Source organism: Gimesia chilikensis (assembly GCF_008329715.1).
GTDB lineage: Bacteria > Planctomycetota > Planctomycetia > Planctomycetales > Planctomycetaceae > Gimesia > Gimesia chilikensis.
The window spans coordinates 168,443-183,496 of record NZ_VTSR01000018.1 but is presented as its reverse complement, the minus strand read 5'-3'; the positions used below and the strand labels follow the sequence as shown (position 1 = coordinate 183,496).

Genomic DNA, 15,054 nt, shown 5'->3' with positions numbered 1-15,054 from the left:
GGCAGCAGCATGCAGGGGCAGCGTCCCAAAATCGGTGAGAGCAAGTCAATCACCTTTGAAGTCACTCCCGAATTGACGATCACCTTCGGCGGTGGAGATACAGAAATTTCCGTACTCTCCACCCCGTCGCTGATTTGGTTTCTGGAGCAGGCTGCGTTACAATTTCTGGAGCCTTGGCTGGAAGCGGACTTTTTGAGCGTCGGCACCCATGTGGATATCGAGCATCTGGCTCCCACTCCACCAGGCAAGCAGGTGCAGTGCACCGCACGGCTCATCTATCAGGACGGTCCGGTGTATCGCTTCAATGTAGAAGCGTTTGCAGGTGGTGACAAGATCGCCAGCGGCCTGCATTCCCGCCGCATCGTACGTTTGAGCCAGTTGGCAAAACGCTTACGAAAAAACTAACTCCCTCCAGAAAGCAGTAACATGATTTTTGTGATCGCAGATATCGAAATCGCGGAAGGCAAACAGGCCGCCTTCCTGGAAGCCTTCCACAACCTGGTTCCCCTGGTTCACGCGGAAGATGGTTGCATCGAATACGGACCGGCCGTGGATGAAGATACCGACATCCCGGTTCAGGTGAAGAACGGCAGCCAGATTGTGACCGTCATGGAGAAATGGGAAAGCGTTGATGCCCTCAAGGCACACCTCGCCGCTCCCCACATGCTGACCTACCGCGAACAGGTCGCAGACCTTGTCAAAGGGACCACGATCAAAGTCTTGAAGCCGGCTTAATCAGACTCAGGGTTTCGGAGCTACGAGGGGTAGTTCAACTTCCTCTGGCTCCGTCTGCCCCGCCGGTGCTTCCGGTTGTTCCGGAATCAACGTCCCCGTCAGTTGATACAGGTAAAAGCGGATCATGGGTCGATACGGCGTGTCCGGCGCGTCATCAATGATCTCCTGTAACAGGGCCGTGGCCTGCTCCGGTTGACCCGCTTCAATTTCACAGCGGGCCATGTTCAACTTCAACGGCGTCTGCTGCTGGGCCAGTCCATACAGATAGTTGATGACCGAAACCGCATGCTGAGTGGGCCAGAAGCTGTTGGTGGGAGGCTGAACCAGAGGCAGTGTCTGCAACACACCTGCAATCCGGGCCTCTTCGTGCTCTCGAATCTCCTGTCGCCAGAGATCAAAGCATCCACGGTAGTTTCCATTCCCCAGACTGGTGAATGCGGCTTGTGCCCGCCAGGGAATCTGTGGCTGATTCTGTGCATCACGCTGTAACTGCGATACCTGATTCGCGGCTGCTTCAGACTGACCGACTTCCATCAGAATCGTCGCCTGCAGATTCTGAGCGAGGGGATTCTGCTTCACATAGACCGGGTCATCCAGGTAATGTTGTGCCAGCAGGACAAAACCATTCTGGTAAGCCTGGCTCGCCAGTTGCAGCCGATCGCCGCCTTTTTCTTCCAGCTGCGCCAGTTCCTCAGAAACCTGATTGATCTGCCCCTGCAGTTTCTCAACGTGTTCTGAGTAGGCACGCAGACGGGCAAAGGCTTCGTCGTCCATCTGTTCCTGACCTTCTACCATTTCCAGGTAGGCTTTCAGTTCCCGATGCGCGAGATCGACTTTCCGCATATTGGAATAGATCTCAAACAGCAGCATATGAGTGGGGGCAAAGTCGGGTTCAATAATCAATGACTGGTGGTAGGCATGCAGGATCTGGAAGTAACGCATGCGGTCGATTCCGACCTGCTGTCGTTGCTGACCATTGGCGCCGGGGGGAATCAGCAGTTGTGCTTCCAGTCGTGCCAGATAACTGTAGGCACTTCCCAGGATGCGGTAGGCTTCTGCACTGTTTGGATTTTCGATCAACCCACGATTGGCCTTTTGAATCGCCAGAATCGCAAAGCTGGAGGTTAATTCATGGTTCCCACCTGCCTGCGACATGAGTCCCAGATAATGACGTGCGGTCTGCACATCGTTCTCCAGACTGACTGTCTGAGGCAACAGGTAGCGACTGTAAATCGACTGCGGACGTGCCCAGTCACTGCGAATTTCAGGAAAGTCTTTCTGTTGCTGAAATGCGAGCTCTTTGAAATTCAGCTTATGGGATGCCAGGAATTCGACGGTCTTTTCATTTTCGGTGTCAGTGCGATAAAAGACGGCTGTTGCCGCATTAAGGCTGGTCAATTGCCAGTCCGGCGTGGTCAGTAAATCGAAGAAGGTGCGGTAGTCCGGGTTCATTCCCGAGAGTCGCGGCAACACGTGGGTCACGTGATAATGATTAAAAGTGGCCTTCCAGATCTCAGGCTTACCGCTTCCCTGCTGCTCCTTACGCTCCGAGCGGAGCGCCCGGCGCGTTGTGTCGTGCAAGGCAATCAGGTCGGATTCCCCGGTTCCTGTAAACAGAGCCAGGCGATTATCGACGAAGGATTTCTGATCCAGCCAGATCAACAGGTCGCCCTGCTCCAGCACGAAATGGAAAGGACGATCATCAAGAGACTCTTCAAGGGCGGCACGATAGCCGTCAATCGTCCGACTGAGTGAAGGGCTAAGCCCTAAACCAATAGCGTGCCGGGTAACTCCCTGTCCCTGGAAACGTCCGCAGACAACCAGATAAGCCAGGGCGAAAAATGTCAGCACAGTCAGAGCGCGTCCGCCCCGTGAAAACAACAGCTCCGAAGTCTCGACACTGTAAGTCTGACGGAAGTTATCGCGATACCACAACTGAAAGTTACGGTTCGCAAAGATGGCACACAACACACTTGTGACCACCAGTTCGTGACTGGCCAGGACAGAGAATCCGCAGAAGCCCACAAAGACAAACAACTGCCCCCAGCTCATGCGCGACTGATTCAACACGAAACTCACCAGTGTCAGCAGCATCAGAATAAACGCTGCGACGGCATAATGATTCAGCGAGCTCCAGAACTGGGGAGAGGTCATCGGGAAATACCCCAGTTCTTCCGGTCGCAACTGTCCCTGGAACATGGACTGCATAATGGGATAATCGACTGAGTAATAACTCAGCCCTGCCGACAGAGAATGCCAGCCGGTCGGATTCAACAGCGTCGCAACAAGGCTACCCCCCAGCACCATCCACAAGGCCTTGTAATCGGTATCATCGTTGAGCACTGAGCGATCCAGCATCGCTGCCACGGTTTCCCCCAGGGCATATAACAACAGCAGTGCAATCCCCAGCACCACTCGTGAATCCATATTAGCCCAGACAAGAAACAGCGGGACCAGAGACCAGAGTGCGCGGGGAGAATTCTGCTTCTGCCACGCCGATAGAAAATACAGGGTTAACACAACGCCCAGTATCGTAATGATCTCGGGCGTAACCGTGAGTTGTGGAAAACAGGCAATCAGAGCCAGCACCGCGAGTATCGAGCCCCACCAGGTGGAAATCTCCCGCTCACTCTGCCGGACAATGAAGTAAAACGTCACTCCAAGTAACAGGACTTTCAGGAGCGTTAAACCAGCCCCTCCCAGGACGCCATAGACGGCGGAGAGTGACAGATCAAACAACCAGCCGTTGTTGTGCCAGGGACGATCGGTGGCCGTATAGGAGAAGACATCGTTCGCGGGTGGCCAGAAGCCGTGGCTGGCCAAGTATTGTCCCGTTTTGACATGCACCAGGGTCTGGGTATCGGTGATATAGGTCGCTGCAAACAGACAGGCGAGCAGAATCGCGGCCCAGCGTAACATGAAGTCGCCCCGGATCGCTTCGTCTTCGACCAGTTCCGGGGTCAATGGTTCCCATTCGGGCAGACCTTCTTCCACATCAGTCTGACCAGCCTCCCCGGCGGGTGTTTCTTCCGAATCCTCGGGGCCCTGATTCTGATCAGCAGCGTGCTCGGAAGCGTCGGGAGTATTGTCTTCAGGCAAATCTTTGTCTGGTTGATCGTTCACGTAAATTCTCTGGATCTGAAACGGGAATAGAAACAAACAGCTAACCACACGCCGAGATCAGATGGGGCGGGTCTGTACAGATCCAGACCGGTTCGGACAGCACGACAATACTGCCCGGGGATGGAATCATGTACTCGGTCTAACTTACCCTGTATTCCTGACAAATAAACCCGAAATCGGTCTAAATCCAGTAATAATCAGGATCTAAATCAGGTCCGCCCCTCTGCAGGGAGACCTTGTCTGTTTGCAAAGTCACCCTGCTTTACTACGAGTTCTGAACTGACCGCGTTTGTTCCAAAGTGGAAGATTTAACCGATCCGCTCTTTTCCAACCCACGGACGGAGTACTTCCGGAATCAGAATGGAGCCGTCTGCCTGTTGGTTATTTTCCAGTACCGCGATAATCGCCCGGGCAATTGAAACCGCGGTCCCGTTCAGCGTGTGAACGTATTCGGTCCCTTTCTGGCCACTGGATTTACAGCGGGTCCCGAGTCGGCGAGACTGGTAGTCGGTACAGTTAGAGGCGGAAGTCACTTCGCCGTAGTCGCCGGCATCGCCGCGACCGGGCATCCAGGCTTCCAGGTCGTATTTACGATAAGCGGGTGCTCCCAGGTCTCCGGTGCAGGTATCGACCACGCGATAATGCAGGCCCAGTCCCTGGAAGATCTCTTCCTCGATGCGCACGATTTCTTCGTGCATCTCGTCAGAAGCTTCATTGGTGGGCTCGGTGAAAGCAAACATTTCGACCTTGGTAAACTGGTGCACGCGATAGATACCACGTGTCGCTTTACCGTGTGCGCCCGCTTCAGTACGGAAACAGTGTGACAGCCCGGCGACTTTGCGGGGTAACGTTTCCCGATCCAGAATCTGATCTTTTTGCGATCCCCCCAGAGTAATCTCTGCAGTCGCAACCAGGCTGAGGTCGGTGTTTTCGACAGAGTAAATCTGGGTTTCATCGCCGCGGGGATTAAAGCCAATCCCTTCCAGAATCTCTTTCCGCGCCAGGTCCGGCGTGCTGTGCAGAATAAATCCTTCCTGCACCAGCTTCTGCATGGCATACTGGCAGAGGGCCATTTCCAGCAGAACCGCTTCATTTTTCAGGTAGTAGAAGCCGTGTCCCGCCACCCGCGTACCCGCTTCGAAATCGATCAGATCATGTTTTTCAGCCAGGGCCACGTGATCCAGGGGAGTAAAGTCGAAGGCGGGCTTCTCACCCCACAACCGCACAACGGTGTTCGCCTTATCCTCTTTACCAATGGGGACATCCGGGTGGGCCAGGTTGGGTACCCGTGCCTGTTCGGTTCGCAGTTCGGTTTCGACTTCCCGCAGTTCGATATCGATGGCAGAAACCTGCTCGCGGAGCTCTTTGCCCTTGGCAATCAGAGACTGCTTCTCATCGTTGTCTGCGGCTTTCGGAATCTGGGAAGAGACCGATTTCTGTTCCTGACGAACCTGATCGCCTTGAACAATCAGCTCCCGGCGACGCTGATCCAGTTCGGTCAGCCGTGCCAGATCGACTTCAATTCCCCGATTACGACAATTCTCAAGAATCGCTTCCTGATTCTCGCAGATGAACTGCAAATCCAACATAAGAAATCAATTACCCCGTCAGAGTCCTGAAATGAGTCAAATTCCGATACGTACGGTCTCTCTCCTGAAATAGAGATCGCATCATATCTCATGACAATTTTAATGTCCAAGGGTAACGCTTTTTCGATCCGAAAAATGAAGATTCAGCCCGATTTACGGCCTGTCATCGGGACATCTCAGACCGAATATACCCGTTGTAGCGGTTTCAGAGAGCATTCCCTGTCCAATCAGGTTCCACTATCTTGCGCTGCATCGTAGACGACTTTTCCGTCCAGAACCGTCAGCAGGGGTTTGATCTGCTTGATCTCTTCCTCAGGACAGGTCAGATAGTCCCGATCCAGCACAACCAGGTCAGCCAGCTTGCCCGGTTCCAGCGTCCCCTTTTTATCCTCTTCAAAACTGATGTAGGCGGCATCGCTGGTCATGCAGCGGAGGGCCTCTTCCCGGCTCAGTTTCTGCTGGGGACCATATACGTCCCCGTAGATATCTCGACGACTGACCGCGATATACAACGCCAGAAACGGATTGAAGGCGTTCATCGAATGATCCGGATCAAAGCCGTTCATGTGATCGCTGTTGATCGCCACCGGCACGCCGGCATCCACAAACATTTTGAGCCCCATGAAACGGTTCACCCACGACGGACCATAGATCTGATTGATGGCATCGGCATCGCGATAGAACAGGTAGGTCTGCGTATCGTAACAGACCCCGAGGTTGCGCGAACGCTTGACTGACTCGCCTGAGGGGAAGTAGGCATGCGTGATACAGAACCGACGCCCCTTGACGGGCAGCCGCTGATTTACCTCTTCCAGAGCAGAGAGAATTTCATTCACACTCCCGTCCCCGGTCGCGTGACAACACATCTGCCAGCCCAGTTTCTGTCCCTCTTCAAAGATTTCCGCCATCAGCTCACGCGAATAAGCCAGGTCTCCCCGATAGTCGGGATCTTCGAGTACATAAAACTTGATTCGCTTTTCTCCATAGGGTTCAGAAAGCCGGGTACTCCCCCAATGAATCCCGCCATCCACGGAGATCTTCAGCGGGCCGACACGAACCCAGTCGTCTCCATCTCCGGTAATCAGGCCCAGTTTCTTTGTGAACTCCCGCACCGCCTCGGCGCTCCGCAGCTGTTCGCGAATCGTCATCGTCATCCGCACGGTCAGCTCATTCTGCTCCTTCAACAACTCATATTCCCGATACTCGTCGACGCGCGAGCCCCGCTCCAGGATGCTGGTAATCCCGACAGAATTATAAATCGCATGCAGTTTCTTTAAGGCTTCCCGCGTCGCTTCGGGGGGAACGGTTTCCCGCGGAATCAGCTTGCTGATCGCACCGCCGCCCCCTTCCATCATTAAAGGTTTCCCTGCTTCATCGAAGATAACCCTTGCCCCCGCAAGTTTATCTCCCTCTTTTCGAATGCCGATCAATTCAAACCCGCGGGTGTTCAACACATTTTTACGGGCGATATTCATATAAACCGGATGCGTACTGCAAGCCGCATCCAGTTCTGCCGGAGTGGGACGTCGACGTTCTTTCAGCCGCGTAATATCGGTGCGGGGAACGGTGATCCAGCGTCCCGGGGGCACCTCTTTGACTTTTTCCCGGATCCAGGCCTGAATCTCTGCAACGGAATTCAGTTCCTGATGCGGCTGAATCAACTCTCCGCGGGCCGCCCGCAGAGCATGAACGTGCGACTCAATCAACCCCGGAATCACAGTCTTACCGTCCAGGGAGACCACCTTTGTCTGTTCCCCCTGAAAAGGCTTCATCTCAGCATTACTGCCCACCGCCAGGATTTTTCCGTCGCGTATGGCAATCGCTTCTGCGATCTTTGATTTGAAGTCGAGTGTGATGACCTTCCCGTTTTTGAAGATCAGCGTCGCTGTCTCAGCGGAGACCATCGATGTAATCAGGCAGACAAACAGAACCAGGCAGGTGGGACGAAAGCAATTCCGGAACAGGACAGACATAAGCACTCCAGCGGGATGAGATCAGGCGGGCTACCAGCAAGGTTCAGCCCCCATTCCATCAATGGAGACTGATCTATACAGTGTAACCGGCCTCGCGCATCAGGAGCAACAATCCGGGAACGGTTTTCAGCGTAATCCCGCACACCCTGTCTGTCTGTAAAAAAACAATCTCCTGCGAGTGCTGTTCAAGATGGTGGGAACCATCTGCAAACGTCACTGCAGGAGAGATATAACTGAGAATAAATGCGAGTTGCCTGAGCGTTCTGTCCTCAGATCAGGGATTGATCTGTCCCGGGAAGGGCTGCGGGCTTTTTACGTGGTAGCGTGCATATTCATAACGTCGATACAGCCCGGGCTGATATTCGTTGTTGCAATGCTTACCCCGGTACTGATGGTAAGAATAGAGGGGCCAGGGATAAGTACTGCCTTTGGCCTGTTTTCCCCGGCTGGTTTCCTGGCACAGTTCACAAAACGAGAGAAACATCCGTCCCCCGCCTGCCTGGGCGCTTTGGACAGAAAGACCTGTTCCCCAAATCCCCAGTAGAACTGCTGATACAAATAACTTTTTCTGGAATCCGTTCATCATCTCTCCCATCCATTGGACCGCATGTTGCCAGGATAACTGCAATATTCGCCATACTACTCATCGGATCAGGAGCGCGGGCGAGATGAGAGCGTGCAGCCGGGATCGAATTCAGAGCGGATTTCCCACTCGAATTTTACGGATGATTCCAGTTTTAACGGTTATTCCTGACGCTCAGGCCAGGCCGCGGGCCTGTTTTTTGAAGGCGATGATGTCATCCAGGATCGCATCCAGCTTCACACTTGGTTTGCGTCCCAGTGTCTGCTCCAGCCGCCCCAGGTCGGGAATCCGGCGCTGGACATCTTCGAAGTCTTCATTATAGGCCTTGTTATAAGGCAGGTAATCGACTTTAACGTCCGGGTTGACCTTAGCGATAATTGCTTCGGCCAGTCCTTTGATTGAAACCGGTTCATCACCGCCGACGTTATAAACCTGCCCGGAGGCAGAATCCAGGTTGGTCAGATCGATCACACAGTCCACGATTTCTGAAACGTGTCCAAAGCAGCGGATCTGGGAACCATCATCAAATACGACTACCGGACCACCGTCCAGAGCCTGATCGATGAAACGGGGAATCACCATGCCGTATTGTCCCACCTGTCGGGGGCCCACCACGTTGAAAAAGCGACCGATCCGCACATCCAGCCCGTATTTCTGGTGATAAGCCAGTGCCAGAAATTCGTCGATGGCCTTCGAGGCTCCATAAGCCCAGCGGGGACGCGTCGTCGGTCCGAACTGCAGATCGTCTTCTTCGGTCCAGCGTTCTTTGGGGTTTTTGCCGTAAACCTCGCTGGTGGAAGCCAGGAAAAATTTCTGTCCCCCCTGCACTGCGTGCCGCAGCAGCACTTCGGTCGGATAAATATTGGTCTCAATCGTCCGCACCGGGTTATCTGCGACCAGTTTCACCCCGACGGCTGCCGCCATGTGATAAATTGTGTCAACGCCCTGCACCATTTCTGCCATCAGCACAGGGTCGGTGATCGACCCGGTCCGGAAGGTAAACTGCGGATGGTCGATAATCGCATCCAGGTTCTTCAAGAACCCGGTCGAGAGATCATCTACGGCTGTAACCTGTTGTCCCTGCTGAATTAATTGTTCACAGAGGTGACTGCCAATAAAGCCGGCCCCACCGGTAACGAGGCAATGAGACATAACGAAATTCTTTCTCAAGATAAGGAAAAAACCGCAGAACGGATAAATTCGGGCCAATGTCAGCGAAGGCTTAAAACAGTTTACACGCTAGAGTTGCATTTCGCTACGAACCTGCCATAATACGAACGTGTCATTAAGAATGACGCAACAAAAACATCGGATTTTCCGATGTATATTGAAAATCCGGGCGATTAGCTCAGTTGGCTAGAGCATCTCGTTTACACCGAGAGGGTCGGGGGTTCGAGTCCCTCATCGCCCACTAAGGCATTTGCCGTTCACCCCTGACTTGCAGGAACTCCCTGCTTTTCAGGGGTTTTTTATTTTCGCGTGTTCACCTGCCTGCATTCTTAATTCGCAGCTGACCAGGAGCCAGCGACTATGAAGCTCCCTCGATTGATCTCGACTATCTCGTTGACGCTGTTGGCTTTTGTCTGTCTCCATAACAACTTATTCGCCGCAGAACGTCCCAATGTGCTCTTAATCCTCTGCGACGATCTGGGATTTTCCGATCTTGGCTGTTATGGCGGTGAGATTCAGACGCCTCATCTCGATCAACTTGCAGCGGATGGAATGCGTTTTACCCAGTTCTATAACTGTGCTGTCTGTGTCACGACACGCTCGGCGCTGTTGACAGGCCTGTACCCCCGACAGGAAAAGAGGCCCCGACTGAGAACCAACATGCTCACTCTCGGCGAGGCCCTGCGGAGGGCCGGCTATGCTACGTCACTGACGGGGAAGTGGCATCTGGGAAATCAATCCCCGTTACGGCCCATCGACCGTGGTTTCGATGAGTACTACGGCGTACTCGACGGTTGCTGTAACTACTTCAATCCGGCAAAACAGGATCCCGTGTTCTACAACGGTGGTCGGTTTCGTGCCTTTGCACGCAACGATAAAAGCATCATGAAATTCCCAGGCGGCTATTACACAACCGACGCCTTTTCCGACCATGCCATCGAGACGATCAAACAGTTCTCTCAGGGCGAAAAACCATTCTTCATTCATCTCTGCTACACCGCCCCCCACTTTCCCCTGCACGCATTCCAGGCAGATATTGAGCGGTATCGCGGGAAGTATGCTGATGGTTATCTCAAGATGCGCGAACAACGACACAAGCGACAGGCTGAACTGGGCCTCTTCACTGAACAGCCTGAACTCTCGCCCCCAGAGAATAAAAAAGGCGACTACCCCTACGACTACGATGTGCCGGACTGGGAAAAGCTGCCAGATGAGGAGCGAAAACGCGAAGAAGCCCGCATGGAAACTTACGCCGCGATGGTAGACCGCATGGATCGCGGTATCGGACGAGTACTTACCGCACTCGATGATGCCGGTCTCGCAGACAACACCGTGGTAATCTTTCTTTCCGACAACGGTGGCTGCGCGTCATGGCCCAGCGGCAGACCCGGTCAGGAAACAGGCTTTCTCAAATACAACCAGGATATCCCCGTCGGCGACGGTCGCGGTTACGAGTTTGTCGGGAAAGGCTGGGGCTGGGCACAGAACGCCCCCTTCCGTCAGTTCAAGACCTGGTGTTACGAAGGCGGAATCGCTACTCCGATGATTGTCCGCTGGCCAGGCAAAGTCGCCCGCGGATCGATCACACATCAGGTCGGTCACATCATCGACTTCATGCCAACACTGCTGGAACTGGCCAACAGTGACTATCCGCACGAGTTCAATGGAAATACGCTGCTCCCGGTTGAAGGCAAGAGTCTGTTACCTGTCTTACATGGAAAACAACGCAACGGGCACAAATCGTTAAGCTGGGAGCTGTTTGGCAACCGCGCGATTCGACAAGGCGATTGGAAGCTGGTCTGGGGCGCGAGCGAAAAGCGGTGGGAACTATACGACCTGAAGGCCGACCGCAGTGAAACCAATAACCTTGCTGCAAAGTTCCCCGAACGCGTGAACCAGATGGCCCGCGACTGGGAAGCGTGGCAAAAGAAAATTGAGAAGTGATCAGGCCAGCAACCGCTCGACCACATTCCCTTCCACATCGGTCAATCGGAAGTCGCGGCCCTGGAAGCGATAAGTCAGTTCTTCGTGATTCAGGCCGAACAGATGCAGAATCGTGGCGTGCAGATCGTGGACGTGGATCGGATCTTTGGCGACGCCCCAGCCGATTTCGTCAGTTTCGCCGATTGTCTGGCCTCCTTTAATGCCGCCTCCCGCCATCCACATGCTGAAAGAGTAGGGATGATGGTCGCGGCCGGTGACTTTCTTGAAATTGACCCGGTTTTCTCCCAGCGGCGTGCGGCCGAATTCGCCTCCCCAGACGACCAGGGTGTCGTCCAGCAGGCCACGGCGTTTGAGATCCTTGAGCAGAGCCGCGACTGGCTGATCGGAGATTTGAGTATAACGCTCCAACCCGCTGTCGAGTGAACTGTGATGATCCCAGGTGGAGAGGAACAGCGTCACGAAACGCACGCCCCGTTCGACCATCCGTCGTGCCAGCAGACAGTTGCGGGCATACGAACCGAGGAAGCCGGCTGTGCCGCTCTTCGAAGCCTCGTCGCGGGTCACACCGTACTCTTCGAGTGTTGTTTTCGTCTCGCCCGAAAGATCGAGCAGTTCCGGTGCAGTCTGCTGCATACGGAATGCTAGTTCATACGCATTAATCCTGCTGGCAATTTCCGGATTCCCCACCTGCTCGAACCGCAGACCGTTTAATTCATTGATCGCCTGCAGGCTCCGCATCTGTGCTGCGGAAGAAACCTGTTGAGGTGTTTCCAGATTCAGAACCGGGCTCCCCTGATTTCGGAAGAGTGTGCCCGCATATTGCGACGGGAGAAAACCGCTGGACCAGCTGGAGGCACCGCCCGGCAGGCCGCGTCCCAACGTCGCCAGCACCACGTAGCCCGGCAGGTTTGAGGATTCGCTCCCCAGTCCATAGTTGAGCCACGAGCCCAATGTGGGGCGCCCCTGTAGATCGGATCCGGTGAGCATCATCAGCTGGCCGGGCAGGTGATTGAACTGCTCACAGTGCATGGAACGGATCATGGCGATATCGTCCACACAGGTACTCAGATGAGGCAGCAAATCGGAAAGCTCCATGCCAGACTCGCCGTAGCGTTTGAACGTGCGCGGGCTCCCCATCAGGCGGGCCGCCTCTTTCTGGATGAAAGCAAACTTGATGTCTTTGAGCATCGACTCGGGCATCGGCTGACCATCGAGTTCATTCAGCTTCGGTTTGGGGTCGAACAGATCCATCTGGCTCGGCCCCCCTTCCATGAACAGGTAGATGCAGCGTTTGGCCTTCGGGGCAAAGTGAGCCTGCGGCGCGGAAGTCTCGGAAGCGAGCAGGCCTTCCTCTTTCAGCAGTGAAGCCAGGGCCAGCGTTCCCAGACCACTGGCACCGGTGGCAAAGAACCGCCGCCGATTCAGCAGCGTCTGCTCAGAATGTGACTGTGGTGGAAACAGCATAATCAGTCTCTCGTAACAAATTCATCCAGGTTCATGATAATACGTGCCAACTGGACCATTGCGGTCTCTGCCGGCTTCTGCTGCGGTTTCATTTCAGCTTGCGTCGCTTCCGCCAGATGCAGTAGATCGCTCCAGGCAGACTGCAGGGCGACCGTTTCCGGTTCACCGGCAGGACGCGACAGACAGCGCAGATACATTTCCTGAATCGCTGCGGAAATGTTGTCGGCGTGTTTCTTCTGCATCTGTTTTCCCAGCACTTCAGCACATTCGTAAAACATGGGACTATTGAGTAATGTCAAAGCCTGCAGCGGTGTATTGGAACGTTCGCGTCGACTGCAGGAGACCGTCGCATCTGGTGCGTCGAATGTCATCAGCATCGGGAACGGGACCGTCCGTTTGAAAATAATATACATCCCCCTTCGATGACGGGCACTCCCCTGGGTAGCGGGCCATTTGACGCTCCGCCCCACATCGGTCACGAAGGCAGGCAGCGGTGGACGAATTCCCTTACGACCGATGGTTCTATCTAACAGACCACTGGCGGTCAGATGAATATCACGGACGATTTCCGCTTCGACGCGAAAACTGTTCTGTCTCCAGAAGAGCAGATTGTTGACATCCTGGGGAACATCGCGTGCGTTGGCGGCGGACGACATCTGATAGGCTGAAGACATCACGATCAGTTTGATCATCGCTTTGCGGCTCCAGTCGCGTTGTCTGTATTCTGAAGCAAGCCAGTCTAATAAAAGCGGATGTGTGGGAGTGGCTCCTTTAGTGCCAAAGTCGTTCGGCGTCGAGACGATGCCCCGTCCGAACAGATGCTGCCAGATGCGATTCACCGCCACGCGTGCGGTTAACGGGTTCTCTTCCCGGAAGAGCCAGTTGGCCAGATCGAGTCGGTCGGGTGCGGGCTGACGCGACTGCAGGTCTGGCAGTACAGAGGGCGTCCCCGGACTGACCTTGTCTCCCGGCCGATTATAAACGCCGCGGACATGCACGAACGTTTCACGACGGTCTTTGGTCCGTTCCGTGAAAATCGGGGCACGCGTTGAGGGAGCCTGCGGCCGGGAGGAGAGGAGTTTCCCCAGCCTGGCTGAGAGTTTGTCCCACCCCTCTTTTTTTGTCTGATAAAACGGTTCCAGCTTTTTCAAATCGGATGAGCGTTTGTAGCCCTTCAGAATCTTATCGATTTCCGTGCGCTGTTTATCGGAGAGGTCTGCATTTTCGTAAGTCGTGATTTCCTGCTGGCAGCGATCGTAATCGGGTTGCCAGTCAGCGAGAGCCTGCTGGTATTCCTGTTCTTCCCAGTCCCGCGAGACCTTCACCGTGGCCTCATCCGCGTTGTTAAAGAAAGAATACAGCTGGTAAAATTCGTTCTGGGAAATGGGATCGTGTTTGTGATCGTGACACTCGGCACAGCCGAACGTCAGTCCCAGCCAGACCATGCCGGTCGTGTTGACACGATCGACGATCTCTTTAGTGCGGTAGAGTTCGAGGTCGACGCCGGCTTCTGTGTTTTTCAGAGTATTGCGATGAAAGCCGGTCGCCACCTTTTGCGAAACGGTCGGCTTCTCAAACAGATCACCGGCTAACTGTTCTTTTGAAAACTGATCGAAGGGCAGATCCTGATTAATCGCCTCGATGACCCACTCCCGATAAACCCAGACGTGCGGTCGTATGCTGTCCCCCAGGTAACCGGAACTGTCCGCATAGCGGGCCATGTCCAGCCAGTAGCGTCCCCAACGTTCGCCAAAATGGGGTGAGGCCAGTAGCTTGTCGACGAGTTTTTCGTAGCTTTGAGGATCGGTATCGGCCACAAAGGCTTCGACTTCATCAGGCGAAGGGAGCAAGCCTACCAGATCCAGATACAGGCGGCGGATCAAAGTCCGTCGATCTGCAGGCGGAGCTGGCTGAACGCCGGCCGCTTGCAGTCGCGAGGCAATAAACGCATCTATCGGGTTGCGAATCGGGAAATGATCCGTCGATTGTACATCCACGGGAACCGCTGGTTGAGTCAGCGGCGCGAGTGACCATAAGAGTGGTGCTTCCAGCTCCAGTTTTTCCGGCCAGGCAGCGCCCTCTTTGATCCAGCGACGGAGGATTGACTGCTCCTGTTCCGAGAGCGGAGGTGCCTCGCGGGGCATCTCTGCAACTCCGTTACTGGGAGTGATCAGATCCAACAGGTAGCTCGCGTCCGGATCTCCGGGATCCACGATCTCCCCACTGTCACCCCCGTGTAAAGTTGCCTCCAGGGAATGCAGCGAAAGTTCCCCCTGTCGAACCCGTCTGTTATGGCAGACCAGACAGTGCTGTTCCAGAATCGGTGCCACATCACGGCGAAAGTCAATCGGTTCTGCAGCGCAGAACTGATTGCCAGTCATCAGGCACAGGCCACTCAAAAGGGTTATCAGTGTGGTCCGAATTCTCGAATCAGTCATAAATCAACGATCTTTCGGGTTGCTTGCGGGAGGCT

The 15,054-nt window shown here is 54.5% G+C and carries 10 protein-coding genes and 1 tRNA gene; 4 read left to right on the top strand and 7 right to left on the bottom strand.

The features are described 5' to 3' along the window. Positions 1-9 precede the first annotated feature (9 nt). Entirely contained in the window at positions 10-405 is a 396-nt protein-coding gene (locus FYZ48_RS21950) for a thioesterase family protein (RefSeq protein ID WP_149344344.1), read from the top strand. Between the two features lie 21 nt (positions 406-426). Next, the gene (locus FYZ48_RS21945; protein ID WP_145043117.1) at positions 427-735 is read left to right on the top strand and encodes a putative quinol monooxygenase; all 309 of its coding nucleotides are present in this window, start codon (positions 427-429) and stop codon (positions 733-735) included. A gap of 6 nt (positions 736-741) precedes the next feature. On the opposite strand, the gene FYZ48_RS21940 is transcribed toward FYZ48_RS21945, so the two are convergent. From FYZ48_RS21940 to FYZ48_RS21920, 5 genes are all read right to left on the bottom strand, one after another. Continuing rightward, the gene (locus FYZ48_RS21940; RefSeq protein ID WP_149344341.1) at positions 742-3,858 is read right to left on the bottom strand and encodes a tetratricopeptide repeat protein; all 3,117 of its coding nucleotides are present in this window, start codon (positions 3,856-3,858) and stop codon (positions 742-744) included. 308 nt (positions 3,859-4,166) lie between these two features. Then, positions 4,167-5,447, bottom strand: a complete 1,281-nt coding sequence (gene serS / locus FYZ48_RS21935) for a serine--tRNA ligase (RefSeq protein WP_149344338.1) — start codon at positions 5,445-5,447, stop codon at positions 4,167-4,169. A gap of 227 nt (positions 5,448-5,674) precedes the next feature. Beyond that, a complete protein-coding gene (locus FYZ48_RS21930; protein WP_149344335.1) occupies positions 5,675-7,420 on the bottom strand; it encodes an amidohydrolase in 1,746 nt (581 codons plus the stop codon). Between the two features lie 274 nt (positions 7,421-7,694). Next, positions 7,695-7,904, bottom strand: coding sequence for a hypothetical protein (locus tag FYZ48_RS21925; RefSeq protein WP_145043124.1), 210 nt, complete (start codon positions 7,902-7,904; stop codon positions 7,695-7,697). 273 nt (positions 7,905-8,177) lie between these two features. Continuing rightward, a complete protein-coding gene (locus tag FYZ48_RS21920) occupies positions 8,178-9,155 on the bottom strand; it encodes an NAD-dependent epimerase/dehydratase family protein (protein WP_149344333.1) in 978 nt (325 codons plus the stop codon). Between the two features lie 185 nt (positions 9,156-9,340). Between FYZ48_RS21920 and FYZ48_RS21915 the strand changes: the two genes are divergently transcribed. Together FYZ48_RS21915 and FYZ48_RS21910 are read left to right on the top strand one after the other, a co-directional pair. Next, a tRNA-Val gene (locus FYZ48_RS21915) sits at positions 9,341-9,414 on the top strand. Between the two features lie 119 nt (positions 9,415-9,533). Further along, a complete protein-coding gene (locus FYZ48_RS21910) occupies positions 9,534-11,117 on the top strand; it encodes an arylsulfatase (RefSeq protein ID WP_149344331.1) in 1,584 nt (527 codons plus the stop codon). Here the strand turns inward: FYZ48_RS21910 and FYZ48_RS21905 are convergent, their stop codons facing one another. Beyond that, positions 11,118-12,581: a DUF1501 domain-containing protein gene (locus FYZ48_RS21905; protein ID WP_149344328.1), complete on the bottom strand. Its 1,464-nt coding sequence runs from the start codon at positions 12,579-12,581 to the stop codon at positions 11,118-11,120. 2 nt (positions 12,582-12,583) lie between these two features. Then, complete coding sequence (locus tag FYZ48_RS21900) at positions 12,584-15,019, bottom strand: PSD1 and planctomycete cytochrome C domain-containing protein (protein WP_149344326.1); 2,436 nt, start codon at positions 15,017-15,019, stop codon at positions 12,584-12,586. Positions 15,020-15,054 lie beyond the last annotated feature (35 nt).

Excerpts from the sequence above, each read along its gene's own strand:
- FYZ48_RS21950 (WP_149344344.1), top strand. The coding sequence starts at position 10 with ATGCAGGGGCAGCGTCCCAAAATCGGTGAGAGCAAGTCAATCACCTTT.
- FYZ48_RS21945 (WP_145043117.1), top strand. The coding sequence starts at position 427 with ATGATTTTTGTGATCGCAGATATCGAAATCGCGGAAGGCAAACAGGCC.
- serS (WP_149344338.1), bottom strand. The coding sequence starts at position 5,447 with ATGTTGGATTTGCAGTTCATCTGCGAGAATCAGGAAGCGATTCTTGAG.
- FYZ48_RS21930 (WP_149344335.1), bottom strand. The coding sequence starts at position 7,420 with ATGTCTGTCCTGTTCCGGAATTGCTTTCGTCCCACCTGCCTGGTTCTG.
- FYZ48_RS21925 (WP_145043124.1), bottom strand. The coding sequence starts at position 7,904 with ATGTTTCTCTCGTTTTGTGAACTGTGCCAGGAAACCAGCCGGGGAAAA.
- FYZ48_RS21920 (WP_149344333.1), bottom strand. The coding sequence starts at position 9,155 with ATGTCTCATTGCCTCGTTACCGGTGGGGCCGGCTTTATTGGCAGTCAC.
- FYZ48_RS21910 (WP_149344331.1), top strand. The coding sequence starts at position 9,534 with ATGAAGCTCCCTCGATTGATCTCGACTATCTCGTTGACGCTGTTGGCT.
- FYZ48_RS21905 (WP_149344328.1), bottom strand. The coding sequence starts at position 12,581 with ATGCTGTTTCCACCACAGTCACATTCTGAGCAGACGCTGCTGAATCGG.
- FYZ48_RS21900 (WP_149344326.1), bottom strand. The coding sequence starts at position 15,019 with ATGACTGATTCGAGAATTCGGACCACACTGATAACCCTTTTGAGTGGC.